Source organism: Nonomuraea polychroma, assembly GCF_004011505.1.
GTDB classification, from domain to species: Bacteria; Actinomycetota; Actinomycetes; order Streptosporangiales; family Streptosporangiaceae; genus Nonomuraea; species Nonomuraea polychroma.
In genome coordinates this window covers 1,772,544-1,786,842 of sequence record NZ_SAUN01000001.1, presented here as the reverse complement: position 1 = coordinate 1,786,842, position 14,299 = coordinate 1,772,544, and the positions used below count along the sequence as shown (strand labels likewise).

General features: G+C 70.0%; 12 protein-coding genes. 5 read left to right on the top strand and 7 right to left on the bottom strand.

All coding sequences use genetic code 11. The features are described from left to right. Positions 1-110: 110 nt before the first annotated feature. From EDD27_RS07795 to EDD27_RS07785, 3 genes are read right to left on the bottom strand one after another with little or no spacing between them, the layout of a single operon-like run. Positions 111-2,087: a bifunctional copper resistance protein CopD/cytochrome c oxidase assembly protein gene (locus tag EDD27_RS07795; RefSeq protein ID WP_127931761.1), complete on the bottom strand. Its 1,977-nt coding sequence runs from the start codon at positions 2,085-2,087 to the stop codon at positions 111-113. Then, complete coding sequence (locus tag EDD27_RS07790) at positions 2,084-2,677, bottom strand: copper resistance CopC family protein (protein WP_127931760.1); 594 nt, start codon at positions 2,675-2,677, stop codon at positions 2,084-2,086. Before EDD27_RS07790 ends, EDD27_RS07795 begins: the two co-directional genes overlap by 4 nt. A 44-nt stretch (positions 2,678-2,721) precedes the next feature. After that, positions 2,722-4,005, bottom strand: a complete 1,284-nt coding sequence (locus EDD27_RS07785; RefSeq protein WP_127931759.1) for a helix-turn-helix domain-containing protein — start codon at positions 4,003-4,005, stop codon at positions 2,722-2,724. A gap of 595 nt (positions 4,006-4,600) precedes the next feature. On the opposite strand from EDD27_RS07785, the gene EDD27_RS54015 reads away from it, so the two are divergent. Then, a complete protein-coding gene (locus EDD27_RS54015) occupies positions 4,601-4,831 on the top strand; it encodes a hypothetical protein (protein WP_164903531.1) in 231 nt (76 codons plus the stop codon). Here EDD27_RS54015 and EDD27_RS07775 read toward each other — a convergent pair. Continuing rightward, entirely contained in the window at positions 4,828-5,739 is a 912-nt protein-coding gene (locus EDD27_RS07775) for a hypothetical protein (protein WP_127931758.1), read from the bottom strand. The two genes, EDD27_RS54015 and EDD27_RS07775, sit on opposite strands and share 4 nt — an antisense overlap. A 39-nt stretch (positions 5,740-5,778) precedes the next feature. Next, on the bottom strand, positions 5,779-7,272 hold the full coding sequence (locus EDD27_RS07770) for a PucR family transcriptional regulator (protein WP_127931757.1): 1,494 nt from the start codon (positions 7,270-7,272) through the stop codon (positions 5,779-5,781). Between the two features lie 95 nt (positions 7,273-7,367). Between EDD27_RS07770 and EDD27_RS07765 the strand changes: the two genes are divergently transcribed. From EDD27_RS07765 to EDD27_RS07755, 3 genes are all read left to right on the top strand, one after another. Beyond that, positions 7,368-9,575 carry a molybdopterin cofactor-binding domain-containing protein gene (locus EDD27_RS07765; RefSeq protein WP_206641307.1) on the top strand — a complete coding sequence of 736 codons (2,208 nt, stop codon included), beginning with the start codon at positions 7,368-7,370 and terminating at the stop codon, positions 9,573-9,575. After that, on the top strand, positions 9,559-9,792 hold the full coding sequence (locus EDD27_RS07760) for an EF-hand domain-containing protein (protein WP_127931756.1): 234 nt from the start codon (positions 9,559-9,561) through the stop codon (positions 9,790-9,792). Before EDD27_RS07765 ends, EDD27_RS07760 begins: the two co-directional genes overlap by 17 nt. A gap of 146 nt (positions 9,793-9,938) precedes the next feature. Beyond that, the gene (locus tag EDD27_RS07755; protein WP_127931755.1) at positions 9,939-11,318 is read left to right on the top strand and encodes an NCS2 family permease; all 1,380 of its coding nucleotides are present in this window, start codon (positions 9,939-9,941) and stop codon (positions 11,316-11,318) included. A gap of 3 nt (positions 11,319-11,321) precedes the next feature. On the opposite strand, the gene EDD27_RS55400 is transcribed toward EDD27_RS07755, so the two are convergent. After that, positions 11,322-12,245: an excalibur calcium-binding domain-containing protein gene (locus EDD27_RS55400; protein ID WP_206641306.1), complete on the bottom strand. Its 924-nt coding sequence runs from the start codon at positions 12,243-12,245 to the stop codon at positions 11,322-11,324. A 147-nt stretch (positions 12,246-12,392) separates the two neighbouring features. Here EDD27_RS55400 and ald point away from each other — a divergent pair, with 147 nt between their 5' ends. After that, the gene (gene ald, locus EDD27_RS07745) at positions 12,393-13,508 is read left to right on the top strand and encodes an alanine dehydrogenase (protein ID WP_127931754.1); all 1,116 of its coding nucleotides are present in this window, start codon (positions 12,393-12,395) and stop codon (positions 13,506-13,508) included. A 22-nt stretch (positions 13,509-13,530) separates the two neighbouring features. Here the strand turns inward: ald and EDD27_RS07740 are convergent, their stop codons facing one another. Beyond that, on the bottom strand, positions 13,531-14,238 hold the full coding sequence (locus EDD27_RS07740) for a DUF3105 domain-containing protein (protein WP_127931753.1): 708 nt from the start codon (positions 14,236-14,238) through the stop codon (positions 13,531-13,533). Positions 14,239-14,299 lie beyond the last annotated feature (61 nt).

Below are 14,299 nucleotides of genomic sequence, written 5' to 3'. Positions count from 1 at the left end.
CAAGGCCTGCGCTCGCTAGCTGACGAGGTTATGCCCGTCTGCCCTGGAAGAAAGGCTACCTGGCCGTTCTGAGACTTGTAGTTGGAGGATAGAAGGGCATGGCCGAACGGCTACTCGGCCTTGTCAGCACGGTTGAGACGGGCGAGGTAGGCGTTGTAGGAGTCGAGTTCGGGATCTCCGGCGCCTGTCCGGTCGGCCCTGCGGTCGGCGCGCCGCGCCTGCCGGGAGTCGTCCTTGTACCACTGCACGGCGATGGCCAGCAGCACGATCAGCGTCGGGATCTCGCCGAACCCCCAGGCGATGGCCCCGCCGTCCTGCTGGGTCTGCAGCAGGGTGTCGCCCCAGGTGCGGCCGAGTTGCTCGTACCAGCCGGAGGCGATCACCGAGCCCGTCATCATCAGCGCGATGCCGAAGAACGCGTGGAACGGCATGGTGACGAAGAGCATGAGCAGCCGCCCCACGTACGGGAGCCGGTTGGGTCCGGGATCCACTCCGATGATCACCCAGAAGAACAGGCAGCCACTGATCAGGAAATGCAGGGTCATCCAGATGTGCCCCAGGTGTTCGGTCATGGCGGACTCGAACAGCGGCGTGAAGTAGAGCGCGTACGTGGAGCCGATGAAGATGGCCGTGGCGACGACGGGATGCGTGATGACCTTCGTGAACCGGCTGTGCAGGATCGTCGTGATCCACTCTCGCGGCCCCCGGTCGCCCTTCCGCGCCGCTGGTTTGAGCGCGCGCAGGGCCAGCGTGACGGGCGCGCCGAGGACGAGGAAGATCGGCACGATCATGGAGAGGGTCATGTGCTCGATCATGTGCATGTCGAACATGACCTGGGCGTACCTGGCGAGCCCGCTCTGCGTGGCGAACACCAGCAGCGCCACGCCGGCGAACCAGGAGACCGTGCGCCCCGGCGGCCAGCGGTCGCCGCGCCTGGCGAGCCTGCGGACGCCGAGCCCGTAGAGCCCGGCCAGCACGGCGGCGACCACGGCGAAGAACAGGTCCAACCACCACAGGGCGAACACGTTCGCGACCGTGATCTCCGGCGGAAGGGGAAAGCCGAGCAGGTCGAAGGCCCGGTCAGCGGGGACGACGTACTCCGGCGGCGGCGTGCGCGACAGCGCGACGGCCAGTCCGACGGTCGCAAGCATGAGGAGCGCCTCGCCGCTGGCGAGCCGGACGAACGCCCGGGGCTTGCCGGACTCGAGCTGGGCCAGCGTGCGCCGCCTGTGCCAGTAGCCGACGTAGCCGAGCAGCACGAACGCGACGATCTTGGCCACGGCCAGCACGCCGTACTCGGAGGTCCACAAGTCCGACACCGCGCCCAGTCGCGCGACCAGGCTGAACACTCCCGACAACCCCACGCCGACATAGCACCACAGGGCCATCCTGGAGAACCGGGCGGTGGCCACCTCCAGCTGCGGTTGCCCACGCAGCGCATGGGCGGCCAGCACGGCCAGGCCGCCCACCCAGAGCGCGATCGCCAGCAGGTGCAGCGCCACCGCGGAGGTGGCCAGGTCGTGGTTGGGCGAGGAGGAGGAGTGCCCGGTGAGCGGCACCGGCAGCAACGTGACCAGGGCGAACACCAGCAGCCCGGCCGCGGTGCCCGCGGTGATCGCCCCCCGGGAGAACAGCGCTATCGCCACGCCGAACAGCACGACGAGCGTCAGCGCCACGCCCTGCGTGGTCTGGGTGGCGTAGCTGCTGAGGTAGGCGCCGTCAAGGATCTGGGGCACCGTCCGGCCCAGCGAATCGGCCACGCCGAACACGATGCCGAGGAACGCCGCCCCGGCCCAGGCCAACGCCGCCCAAGAGGCGCCCTTGACGTAGTGGAGCGCGGGCTTGCCGAGCATGCCCTTGTCGTTAGGCAGCAGCGTGGCGGCCGTCAGCAGGAGCCCGACGGTGAGCAGGCCGGTCAGGTCCATGAGCAGCTTGGACAGTGGCAGCCCCCACCGGACGACCGCGCCGGCGTCGGGCAGCCCCGGGATGATCCTGGGGAACGCCCTGCCTCCGGCGATCATGCCGATCACCAGCGCGACGACCGCGGCCGCCGCTCCCGCGAGCGCGAGACGCGCCGCCCTGCTCATGGCTTGTTTCTCCGTGCGCTGAGGAGGAAGCCGATGCCGATGCCGACGAGCCCGCCGACCACGATGATCAGCCATACGGGGAAGGTGGCGTCGTCCTGGGTGGCCGACGCCTGGTCGGCCACGGGTGACGACGGCTCCGCGGCAGGAGCGGACGCGCCGGCGGTCGCGGACGGCGCCGCACTGGGAGACCCGTCACCGGACGGCTCGGGGCTCGGGGACGGCGTCTTCGCCCCCTTGACCGTGAACGGGATCTCCCCCTCGATCGGGTGCCCGTCGGACGACACGACCCGGTAGGCGATCGTGTATTTCCCGTCGGGCAGCGGGCCCTTCACCGCCTGCCTCACGACCTTGCCGTCCACCTGTGGCTCGCCGGCCTGCCGCGCGGTGTCGCCGGGCCCGCGCACGATGACGAACGGCATGCGGACCGTGGCGGTGAACTCGAGCTCGACCTCGTCCAAGGCCTCGACCACGGCGTCCTTGGCCGGGGTGCTGCTCTTGAGCGCGTCGTGCGCCAGCGCCGGGCCCGCGGTGCCGAGAACGAGCAGGGCGGCGAGTATCGCGGTGAGTGCCGCGAGCGGGGATGTCTTCATGGCATCCCCAAGGCTACCGACGCCACTGCCCGGTCCGGACCGTGCTACAGCCCTACGCAGGCCAGAGCCCTCTGGTACGACTCCACCGCACCGTCGGAGTCGCCCAGCTCCTCCATGCTCTCGGCGGCGGCGTACCAGGTGGCGGCCGAGCGCCGGATGTCGGGCAGCGGCGTCAGCCACTGGCGTACGGACGCCACGTGGCCGGCTGCCTCCTCCGAGCGGCCGACGGCGTTGTAGACCTTGCCGAGCAGCAGGTTGGCCTCGGCACCGACCGCGTGCCCGAACTTGGGAACCAGGTCTCTGCCGAGCGTGGCGTGCTTGACGGCCAGGTCGTAGTCGCCGGTCAGGTATTCGGCGAGGGCCAGATCCACGTGGACGTAACCGCGGTCGATCGTGCTCGTCGAGGTCTGCTCGAACTCGGTGACCGCCGCACGCAGCGCGTCGCGGACGGACTCGGCCTCCGCAGGCCGGGCCTTGAGCCGCTTGCGCAGGTACGCCACGCGCATCCTGGCGACGTTGCGCGGATGACCGTTCTCCAGCTGCACGGCCAGGGCACGCTCGGCGAACGACAGCGACTCCTCGATGTGGCCGGTGGCGTAGGCGACGGCGGAGGCGTTCCAGTTGGCGGCCACGATCGAGCGGGGCGTGCCGAGCGCGTCGGCGGCGTTGAGCAGCTCGGCCGCGAACTGGCGGGCGCGCAGCAGGTCGCCGCGCTCCACGTAGGCGGCCAGCAGGGTGGCGGCCAGCTCGACGAGCGAGTCCGACCAGGACAGGCGGGCGTTGCTGGTGAGCATCCGCTCACCGACCTCGACGGCCTCGGACAGCCGCTGGCTCTCCCGGTAGACCCGGCAGAGCACCATGGCGAGCTCGATCCTGCGTTCGAGGGGCAGCTCCTCCTCCCGGAGCTTCAGCAGGATGGCGGTCGCCTCCGCGAGATCGCCCGCGGCCTCGGTGGCGAGGGCCAGGCCGAACTGGGTCTCCTGGCGCAGCGCGGTGAGCCCCGTGAGGTTGGCGTTGGCCAGGAGCTCGGCGAAGCGGTTGCGGGCCTCGGTGACCTCTCCGTTCTCGAGCGCCAGCCGCGCGTAACCGAGGGCGAGCTCGATGTCCTCCATCTGCTCGGCGGTCACGCCGTTGATCAGATAGGAGAGTGAGCAGTCCAGTTTCTGGGCCAATAGCTCCAAGACGGCCGGGGTCGGGGTACGCTTGCCACTCTCGATCAACGAGACGTAACTGTCCGACAACTCGGGATGCGCCAGCTGGGCCTGTGACAGGCCACGTTGTCGCCGAACCGTCTTAATGCGGAGTCCGACCAGGTCAGATGTGGTCACAGCCGTCGCTCCCTGAGAAGATGAAGTCCGAGCAACTACATAGGCGAGGGAGAACCCCCATGCGTATGCGCATTGCCCTGTCCGCCCTGGTTACCGCGATCACATGTGCGGCAACCATTGGAGGTAATGTTACGGCCGCAAGCGCCGAAACGTCTGCCCCCATCGCATCGTCGTTCGACCTCTACTGCTGTTGAGGTAGGTCCGTCAAGAGAGGGCACATCCGCCTGCCTCTGGCTCGACACCGCACCGCGCCTCGGGCAAGGTAATGTCATGTGCCCTCTCTTCCGGGTCCCCCTCGCCCGGCGCTGAGCACAGCTTAGCGACCGGCTCCTATATTCGATCTACATCGTCTCGCCCCCGGCCGCATGGAACGTCGAGAGAGACACCCTGCCTTCCTGACACAGGATGGGGGGCTACGACGGAGGCCGGCGTGGGCGAGGGGATCTTCATTCGCCTGCTGGGAGCGGTGAGCGCGCCACCAGCGCCTCCCAGCCCATCGACCTCGGTCCGGCCAGGCAGCGGGCTGCGCTCGCCATTCTCTCCTCCGCCGCCGCCCGTCCCGTCCCGATGAACCAGGTGGTCGCCGGGATCTGGGGTGACAGGGCCCCGCGCAATCCAGGAAGAACCCGAGCGTGCGCACCAGCTCCGGCTGGTGCCGGTGGTCGTAGTCGAGCAGCGGCGACAACAGCCGGGCCGCGAACGAGCGGCGCACGTCGCCCGGCACCGTGGCCAGCAGCAGCGCGTGCGTGTAGATCTCGTCGCTGGTAACCACGCCGCAGGTGCGGGCCTCGGCCAGGCGGCGGGCGTGGCCGGCCTCCTCGACTAGGACCGGGGTTCCGACCCGGAAGCGTCGTCAAAAAGCTCGTCGATGTGCGTGGCTTCCAGAGCGCGCCGCAGCCAGATCTCCAGGAGGGCAAGGTCGGTGCAGGTGGTGATCTGCATATGCCGGGCGGGGGGAATGTCGATGCCTCGGAAGCGGAGAACGGCGAGCACGGAGGCCGCCTCTCCCTCGGCGCGACCTTCTTCCCGACCTTCTTCCCGGCCTGCGGCCTGGCCTTTGCGGTACAGGCTCTGGGCCCAGGAGCTGTGCTCGGGGATGTAGGTCGTCACGGTTTCCTCCAGAAGCCGGCGGGCCTGCGGCGCAGCCATGTCGATAGTGTAACCAAACAGCGACGCCGCGTCGTCGTCTGGCAAGTCGGTGAGCAGCTTGATGAATGCCTGGGCGACCTCCGGCAGGTGACCGTGCGCCATCACCGACAGCGCCGTTGTCAGCAGGTCCGCGGCCATCTGCTGCGAGTCGGTCAGGACGGGGATGCGGTCGGGCCCGACGATCACTGGCTGCATGATGATGGTCAGGCAGCCGCTGCGGATCTCCACCTTCCTGGTGAAGCGCTCCGCGCAGGGATCGGGCGTGATGAACATGACGTAGACCGGTTTGCGAGTCTCCAGCCGCAGCATTTCGGCTGCCTCGACGGTCTGCCGCAACTTCTGCTCGGACATTTCCGTCTCGACCTCGACGATGGCGGAAAACCATCGGTCCTGGGGCGGGCCGCCGAACACGACGGTGTCGGCATGCATCTCCCTGGAGATGCGGTCCCGCAGGTCTCCCGGCCCCACCCACAACGGGGCGTCGCTCGGCAATTGGATCCCGCCGACCTCGCGCAGCAGGCGTATCGGCAGGTCGAGATGGTCGCGGATGAGCCGGTTGAGGGCGTCGTGCCGGGGGGAGGGCATGCACGCAACGTTATCATCCGGTCACGAATTCGTATGTCCTTACCGCGGCAGGCCCGTGTCTCTGAGGGCCAGGAAGAAGTCGACCCGGTCGGCCATCGTGGCCAGGTTTCTGCCGGTCAGCTCCTCGATCCTGCGGATGCGGTAGCGGACGGTGTTGACGTGCACGTGGAGCCGCTCGGCGCAGGCGTTCCACGAGCCGGCGCAGTCGAGGAAGATGCCGAGCGTGCGCACCAGCTCCGACTGGTGCCGGCGGTCGTAGTCGAGCAGCGGCGACAACAGCCGGGCCGCGAACGAGCGGCGCACGTCGCCCGGCACCGTGGCCAGCAGCAGCGCGTGCGTGTAGATCTCGTCGCTGGTCACCACCCCGCCACCGCGGGCCTCGGCCAGCCGCCTGGCATGCCCCGCCTCCTCCACGCCGCCCTTGATCGCGGTGGCCCCGGTGAGCGCGCCGCTCAGCCCGGCGCAGACGCGGCTGTCCGGCAGTGCGGCCAGCACCTCCACCCCCGTACGTAGCCGGTCCGCCAGCTCGGCGGTGGTGCGCCCGCGTAGCGGCACCACGGCGACCGCGCCGTCGGCGCCGGCCGCCGCCACGACCTCGCGGCCGAGCAACTCCTCGACGATCTGGCCGCCCAGCGTGGCGGGGTCGGGTCCGCGGGTGGCGCCGGGGCGGGGCGCGGTGGCGTTCACGATCGCGTACGGCTCCGCCGCGTCGAGCCCGCACGTGCGCAGCCTGGCGTTGAGCTCGGCCACGTCGGCGTCGCCCAGCGCGCCCACGATGAGCTGCTCGGCCAGGCGCCGCTCCACCCGGCGGCCCTCCTCCATACGGCTGCGTTCGAGCCCGACGCAGGCGGCCAGTTCGTAGCCCAGGTCGGCGCGGCCGATCAGGTCGCCGTCGCAGGCGAGGATCCAGCCCGCGGCCCGGTGCCCGCGTCCGACCGCGAAGATCGTGCTGCCGCCGACCATCGCGGGCAGCCGCGGCGCCGTCAGGTAGGCCTTGGCCAGCCCTACAGGGTCGCGCACGGCGCCGACGATCATCCCGCCAGAGGCGGACAGGACGGCGCCGGTGACGCCCAGCTCGGCGGCCGTCAGCTCGAACAGCTCGCGCAGGTCGGCGCCCTCGGCGATGGCCGCGACCAGCCTGCGGTGGCGTCCCAGCGCGTCGCGTACGTCGCCGGACAGCCGGGGCACGACCAGCTCGGTCAGCGTGCGGAAGGAGACCTCGGTCGGCACCTCGATCAGCGGCAGGCCGGCGGCCTGGCAGGCGGCCAGCAGGTCGTCCGGCACGTGGCCCAGCCAGGCCGCTCCCGCGCCCAGGGCGGCGACGCCGGCCTCGGCCAGCGCGGCCACGAACTGGCGGGAGTCCTCCGGCGTGTGCCGCCACATGAGCCCGGTCAGCACCAGCTCGCCGCCCGACAGGTAGCGCCCCGGCTCGGGCAGGTCGGTGATGTGGACCGTGCTGAACTCGCGATCCGGGTCGCCGGTGAGCAGCGTCAACCGCAGATCGTCGATGGCCAGCAGGTCACTGATGCGCACTTGGAGGAATATACAAGCCGCATGTTACGTGCTTTGACATGGATTTCACGTCGCGCGCATAGGACCGGGACCGGCGGCGGTGCTCTACTCGGAGCATGACGGAGACGGCGTACACGACCCCGCCCCAGACGATCGGGCACGGCGTCGGCGAGAGCGCGCGGCGTCCTGACGCGGCGCTGAAGGTGAGCGGCGAGTTCGCCTTCGCCTCCGACCTGTGGATCGACGGCATGGTGTGGGGGGCGACGCTGCGCAGCCCGCATCCGTCGGCGTGGATCCGCTCGATCGACGTGGGTCCCGCGCTGAAGATCCCGGGCGTGTTGACGGTGCTGACGCACGAGGACGTGCCGGGCGCGAAGTTCTACGGGCTGGAGCACAAGGACCAGCCGGTGCTGGCCATCGACCAGGTCCGCTACCAGGGCGAGCCGGTGGCGCTGGTGGCGGCCGACCATCCGGAGACGGCCCGCAGGGCGGCCGCGGCGATCGTGGTCGAGTACGAGGTCCGCGAGGCCGTCACCGACCCTCGCGAGTCCCGGGAGATCGTGCGGTACCAGCCGGTGCGCGTGGGCCACACGTTCGAGGCCGAGGTCGTGGTCAGCGGCGAGTACGAGGTCGGCATGCAGGACCAGGCCTTCCTCGGCCCCGAGGCGGGCCTGGCGGTGCCCGCCGAGGACGGCGGTGTGGACCTGTTCATCGCCACGCAGTGGCTGCACGTGGACCGCGACCAGCTCGCCCCCTGCCTGGGCCTGCCGCCGGAGAAGGTGCGCCTGACGTTGTCCGGTGTGGGCGGCGCGTTCGGCGCCCGCGAGGACCTGTCCATGCAGGTGCACGCCTGCATGCTGGCGTTGCGCCTGAACCGGCCGGTCAAGATCGTCTACGGCCGTGAGGAGTCGTTCTTCGGCCACGTGCACCGCCACCCGGCGCGGATGCGCTACGAGCACGGCGCAACCCGCGACGGCAAGCTCGTCTACGTCAAGGCCGACATCCTGCTGGACGGCGGCGCCTACTGCTCCTCCTCCCCTGCCGTGGTCGGCAATGCTGCTTCGCTCGGCGTGGGACCGTACGAGGTGCCGAACGTGCATGTGGACGCCACCGGCGTCTACACCAACAACCCGCCGTGCGGCGCGATGCGCGGCTTCGGCGCGGTGCAGGCCTGCTACGCCTACGAGTCGCAGATGGACCGGCTGGCCGAGGCGTGCGGGTTGTCGCCGGTGGAGATCCGGGTGCGCAACGCCGTCTCGCAGGGCTCGCGGCTCATCACCGGCCAGCTGATCGATTCGCCGGCGCCGCTGGCCGAGATGTTGCGCGACCTGGACGCCATGCCGTTGCCCGCCGACGCCGAGGATCGCGACCTGCGGGGGTTGCCCGGCGGCGTCTCCCAGACGACGCATGGCGAGTCGGTGCGGCGCGGCGTCGGGTACGGCGTCGGCATCAAGAACATCTGCTTCTCCGAGGGCTTCGACGACTACTCCACGTCCCGCGTGCGCGCCGAGCTGGTGGGCGGGGAGCCGCACGTCACCGTACACACGGCCGCCGCCGAGGTGGGCCAGGGCCTGGTGACGATCCAGGCCCAGATCGCCCGCACCGAGCTCGGCATCGCCAACGTCACGGTGGCCACCGCCGACACCCAGGTCGGCTCGGCGGGCTCGTCGTCGGCCTCCCGGCAGTCGTACGTGACCGGCGGCGCGGTGCGAGCCGCCTGCCAGGCCGTGCGGGAGCGGTTCAAGGGGCTGCCGGCGCGGGAGGCCCTGGAGAGGTTCGGACCGATCGAGGAGACGCGCGAGTATCGGCACCGGCCCACGTACCCGATGGATCCGCGGACGGGGCAGGGTGACTCGCACACGCAGCTGGCGTTGTGCGTGCACCGGGCCGTCGTGGACGTGGACGTCGAGCTGGGGCTGGTCAAGGTGGTGGAGCTGGCGGCGGTGCAGGACGTGGGGCGGATCATGAACCCGCTGGCGCTGGAGGGGCAGATCCACGGCGGCACCGCGCAGGGGCTCGGGCTGGCGCTGATGGAGGAGATCCAGATACGGAACGGCCAGGTGCTGAACCCTTCGTTCACCGACTACCTCATCCCCACCATCCTCGACATGCCGCCCATGCAGCTGAAGATCCTGGAAAACCCCGACCCGGCGGCTCCGTACGGGCTGCGCGGCGCGGGCGAGCCCCCGACGCTCTCCTCCACCCCCGCCATCGCCGCGGCGGTGCGCGCGGCGACCGGGCTCCGGTTGACGCGTGTTCCGATCAGGCCGGAAGATATCGCCTTGTCCAACAACGGGGAGGTATCCGATGGCAAGCGCACGTGAGGCGGCCGAGGCGGAATTCCGGCGCTTCGACACCGACGGCGACGGCCTGCTGACCGCGGCCGAGATCCGCAAGGCCAACGAGGCGCTGGGCGGGCAGGGCGCGTCCGAGAGCGAGATCGAGGCGTTCATCAAGTCCGCCGACCGCGACGGCGACGGCACGATCGGGCTCGAGGAGTTCGTCGGCCTCGTCGGCCACGGGCGGCACGAGAAGGCGTGATCTTGTCCCCCGCCGGGTCCTCATAGAAAATCTGCATCGATCGGCCGCTACGGTCCTAACCGGACACGCTGGTGGGGCGGCCTCTTGATGAGCAGGTTTTCTATTAGGCTGGTCCAATCGATCCCCCTGATCGTCTGGGGGATGGTGTGCTTGACCGATTCTTCGAGCTGACCGGGCGGGGGACCACTGTCGGCCGCGAGGTGCGTGGCGGGATCACCACGTTCGTGGCCATGGCGTACATCATCCTGCTCAACCCGATCATCCTGGCCGGCGCCAAGGACGTCACGGGCGCCCGGCTCTCGATCGGCGAGCTGACCACCTCCACGGCGCTGGCCGCGGCCGTGTGCACGTTGCTCATGGCCTTCATCGGCAACGCCCCCTTCGGCCTGGCCGCCGGGCTGGGGCTGAACGCGGTGGTCGCCTACCAGGCCGCGCCGCACATGACGTGGGCCGAGGCCATGGGCCTGGTGGTGCTCGAAGGCGTCGCGATCATCGTGCTGGCCGTGACCGGCCTGCGCACGCTGATCATGAACGCGATCCCGCTGGCGCTCAAGCATGCCATCAGCGTGGGCATCGGCCTGTTCATCGCGCTGATCGGGCTGGTCGACGCCGGTTTCGTGGCGGCGGGCGCGGGCACGCCCGTCCAGCTCGGCGCCACCGGGCACCTGACAGGCTGGCCGGTCACGATGTTCTGCTTCGGCCTGCTGCTGATGATCGCGCTGTTCGCGCGCCGCGTCCCTGGCGCCATCCTCATCAGCATCGTCGTGACCGCGGCCCTGTCCATCCTGGTGAACGCCGTGGCCACGATCGATCCCCGGTCGTGGGGCGTGGTCACGCCGCGGGTGCCCGAGTCGCTGGTGGCGGCGCCGCAATTCGGGCTGGTCGGCCAGTTCGATCTGTTCGGCGGGTTCGCCAGGGCGGGTGCGCTGACGGCGACGGTGGTGCTGTTCACGCTGGTGTTGTCCGGGTTCTTCGACGCGATGGGCACGATCATCGGCGTCAGCGACGAGGCCGGGCTCGTGGACCAGCAGGGGCGCGTCCCGCGGCTGGGCCGGGTCCTGACCGTGGACGGTGTGGGCGGCGTCGTGGGCGGCATGGTGAGCTCTTCGGCCAACACCGTCTTCGTGGAGTCGGCCGCCGGCGTCGGCGAGGGGGCGCGGACGGGCCTCGCCAGCGTGGCCACAGGGGCGCTGCTGGGGCTGACGCTGCTGTTCACGCCGCTGGCCGCGGTGGTGCCGGCCGCCGCGGCGGCGCCCGCGCTGGTGCTGGTCGGGGCGTTGATGATGATGCAGAGCAAGAACGTGCCGTGGGACGACCTGGAGCTGGCCGTGCCCGCGTTCCTCACCATCGCGCTGATGCCGTTCACCTACTCGATCACCAACGGCGTGGGCGCCGGTGTGATCGTCTACACGCTCATCAAGGCCGTCAAGGGGAAGTTCGCCGAGATCCCGTGGTTGTTGTGGATCGTGTCGGCGATCTTCCTGGCGTACTTCGGGATCGAGTGGCTTGAGCGGCTGTTCGACTAGCGACTAGCGGATGTCCGCGGAGTTGCAGGCCGTGCCGTTGTTGTCGACGTCGGGGTACCAGGAGTATTCCTCGTGCGTGCCCTTGTGATAGGGCCCGTAGCCGGCCGCCACGGCCTCCTTGCAGGTGGCGTAGTGGCGGTCGGGGGTGCGGCCGGAGTTGGTCGCGGGATTGGTCACGCCGGGGTTGGCCGGGTTCGTTCCCGTGGTGCCCGTGCTTCCCGTGGTGCCGGGGGTCCCTGTGGTGCTGGGCGTCCCTGTGGTGCCGGTCGTGCCGGGGGGCGTGGCCGGTGGGCTGCTGCCGGCGGGTTCGGTGGGCGCGGGGGTGCCGCTCGCCCCTGGGCCGAGCAGGCGGGCGGTCAGCGCGCGGGCCTCCTCCTCGGTGAACCCGGTGATGCTCATGCTGTCGCCGTCCATGGCCTGGGTGACGATGGGCGCGGCCAGCACGATCTTGGGCTGGTCGGGCTGCTCAGGCGCGAGCACGACCGCCACCTGCCGCTGCTCGATCACCATCTCGTCGATGAGCTGGACCAGCTTCTCCTTGAACGCCGGCGCGATCGCGATGCGCACGGAGTATTGGCCGTCCTTCTCGCGCACCGGCTCGATCTGCTGGACGGCGTGGACCGTGACGCCGTCCTCCAGCAGGTAGCAGGTCTTCTGCTCCTCATCCAGCACGGCCGGGTCGCCGGGGCACGGCGCGGGCTTGGTCTCCCGGACCGGGGCGAAGTGGATGGGCACGGGCAGACGGTGCGGCACCGTGCCGCCTAACAGCGGCATGTCGGGGTTTTTCGTCATCAGGACGGCAACCGTGCCGGCCACGCCTGCGACGAGCACGACGAGCACGAGCGAGACGATCAACACGATGGTGGTGACTCTGCTCGCCTGCGGCTCCCCCGGGTCCGCGAGTGGCGGCTCTTCCGGCTTGTCCATCGATGACGTTTCCCATCCTGATGTTCGGGCTGCCGGTGAGCCTATCGAGGACCGGCCCAACCGAGGTAATCAGCCGGAGCATCACCGTTCAACCGCCTCTGAGGAGGAAGAATGAAGGAAGGATCCCGAATGGACGGGAGTTGTTCCATGAACGTCGGCGTTCCTCTAGAAGTCAAGAACAGCGAATATCGCGTGGCGCTGACCCCAGCGGGGGTTCACGAGTTCGTGCGTCACGGCCACCAGGTCTACGTCGAGCGGGGGGCGGGCGAGGGCTCGTCGATCCCCGACGCCGACTTCGCCGCGGCGGGCGCCGTCATCGTGCCCACGGCCGACGAGGTCTGGACCGCGAGCGACCTGATCATGAAGGTCAAGGAGCCGATGCCGGAGGAGTACCACCGGCTGCGCAAGGGCCAGGTGTTGTTCACCTACCTGCATCTGGCCGCTTCCAAGGCGTGTACGCGGGCGCTGCTCGACTCGGGCTGCACCGCGGTCGCGTACGAGACCGTGCAGACGCCGAACGGCGCGCTGCCGCTGCTCGCGCCCATGTCCGAGGTGGCGGGCCGGCTCGCGCCGCAGGTGGGGGCCTACCACCTGATGCGGTCGGCGGGCGGCAGAGGCGTGCTGATGGGCGGCGTCTCCGGCGTGCACGCGGCGCGGGTCGTGGTCATCGGGGCCGGCGTGTCCGGCATGAACGCCGCGGCCATCGCTCTCGGCATGCAGGCCGAGGTGCTCCTGCTCGACAAGAACATCGACAAGCTGCGCCAGGCCGACATGATCTACCAGGGGCACTGCCAGACGGTCGCCTCGAACATCCTGGAGATCGAGCGCGCGGTGCTGGAGGCCGACCTGGTCATCGGCGCGGTGCTGGTGCCCGGCGCCAAGGCGCCCGAGCTGGTGAGCAACGAACTGGTCAGCCGGATGAAGCCGGGCTCAGTGCTGGTGGACATCTCGATCGACCAGGGCGGCTGCTTCGCGGACTCGCGGCCCACCACGCATGAGGAGCCGACCTACCGGGTGCACGACTCGATCTTCTACTGCGTGGCCAACATGCCGGGGGCCGTGCCGCACACGTCGACGTTCGCGCTGACGAACGTCACGTTGCCGTACGCGCTGGCCATGGCCAACCTGGGCTGGCGGCAGGCCATGCGCGAGGACCCGGCGCTGGCGCTCGGCCTGAGCACCCACGAGGGCCAGCTGACCAGCCAGCCCGTGGCCGAAGCGCACGGGCTGGAGTGGACGACGTCGGAGGCGGTGCTGGGCTGACGCCCCGGCACCGCACGCTCCGCTACTGCTGGGACTGGCTGGGCGACGGGGCGGCGGTCTGCGTCGGCTGCTGCTGACCTGTGGGCTCGGGCGGCAGCGGAGCCTGGTCGGCCGTCGTCGTGATGGCGTCGGCGCCGCCGCACGGGGCGCCCAGCTCCGGCGTGTCAGGGCCGTTCTGGTAGCGCTTGATGAACGCCCCGAGCTTCGGGTCGTCCGGGCTGTTGAGCTTGAGCTGGTGTCCCCAGGACGACACGACGATCGGTGCGGGCAGGTTGGGGAACGGGCTCATCAGCATGTATTCCTGGTTGCCCGTGGACGAGGCCACTTCCTTCAGCTTGTCGAGCTGCGCCTTGGGCAGGTCGGGCCGGTAGGTGATCCAGACGGCGCCGTGCTCCAGCGAGTGCACCGCGTGCTCGGAGTGGATCGGCTTGTCGTAGATCGCGCACTGCTGCCAGTAGTTGTTGTGCGGGCCGCCCACCGGCGGGGTCTCCTTGTAGGTGACCACGGTCCCCACGTGCTGGCTGCCCTCGTACTTGTAGTTGGCCACGGCGTCCAGCGACGTCTTCTGAGCCTGATCGATCAGGTAATAGCCGACCACGCCGACGAGCAACACGATGATCAGCCCGCCCGTTCCCCACATGAGCAGCGCGGCGCGGCGTTGTTTGCGCTTCTGCTCGGCCCGCATCTGCTGCAGATGCTCGCGCCTCGCCTGCGCCTTCTCCTTCGTCATCGTTCCTCCATCGGCGTACCAACAGGGGTCACCTTATGCCCTCCGGCCGTATGCGGAGAAT

Coding starts and splice junctions, on each gene's coding strand:
- EDD27_RS07795 (WP_127931761.1), bottom strand. CDS start 2,087: ATGAGCAGGGCGGCGCGTCTCGCGCTCGCGGGAGCGGCGGCCGCGGTC.
- EDD27_RS07790 (WP_127931760.1), bottom strand. CDS start 2,677: ATGAAGACATCCCCGCTCGCGGCACTCACCGCGATACTCGCCGCCCTG.
- EDD27_RS07775 (WP_127931758.1), bottom strand. CDS start 5,739: ATGCCCTCCCCCCGGCACGACGCCCTCAACCGGCTCATCCGCGACCAT.
- EDD27_RS07765 (WP_206641307.1), top strand. CDS start 7,368: ATGACGGAGACGGCGTACACGACCCCGCCCCAGACGATCGGGCACGGC.
- EDD27_RS07760 (WP_127931756.1), top strand. CDS start 9,559: ATGGCAAGCGCACGTGAGGCGGCCGAGGCGGAATTCCGGCGCTTCGAC.
- EDD27_RS55400 (WP_206641306.1), bottom strand. CDS start 12,245: ATGGACAAGCCGGAAGAGCCGCCACTCGCGGACCCGGGGGAGCCGCAG.
- ald (WP_127931754.1), top strand. CDS start 12,393: ATGAACGTCGGCGTTCCTCTAGAAGTCAAGAACAGCGAATATCGCGTG.
- EDD27_RS07740 (WP_127931753.1), bottom strand. CDS start 14,238: ATGACGAAGGAGAAGGCGCAGGCGAGGCGCGAGCATCTGCAGCAGATG.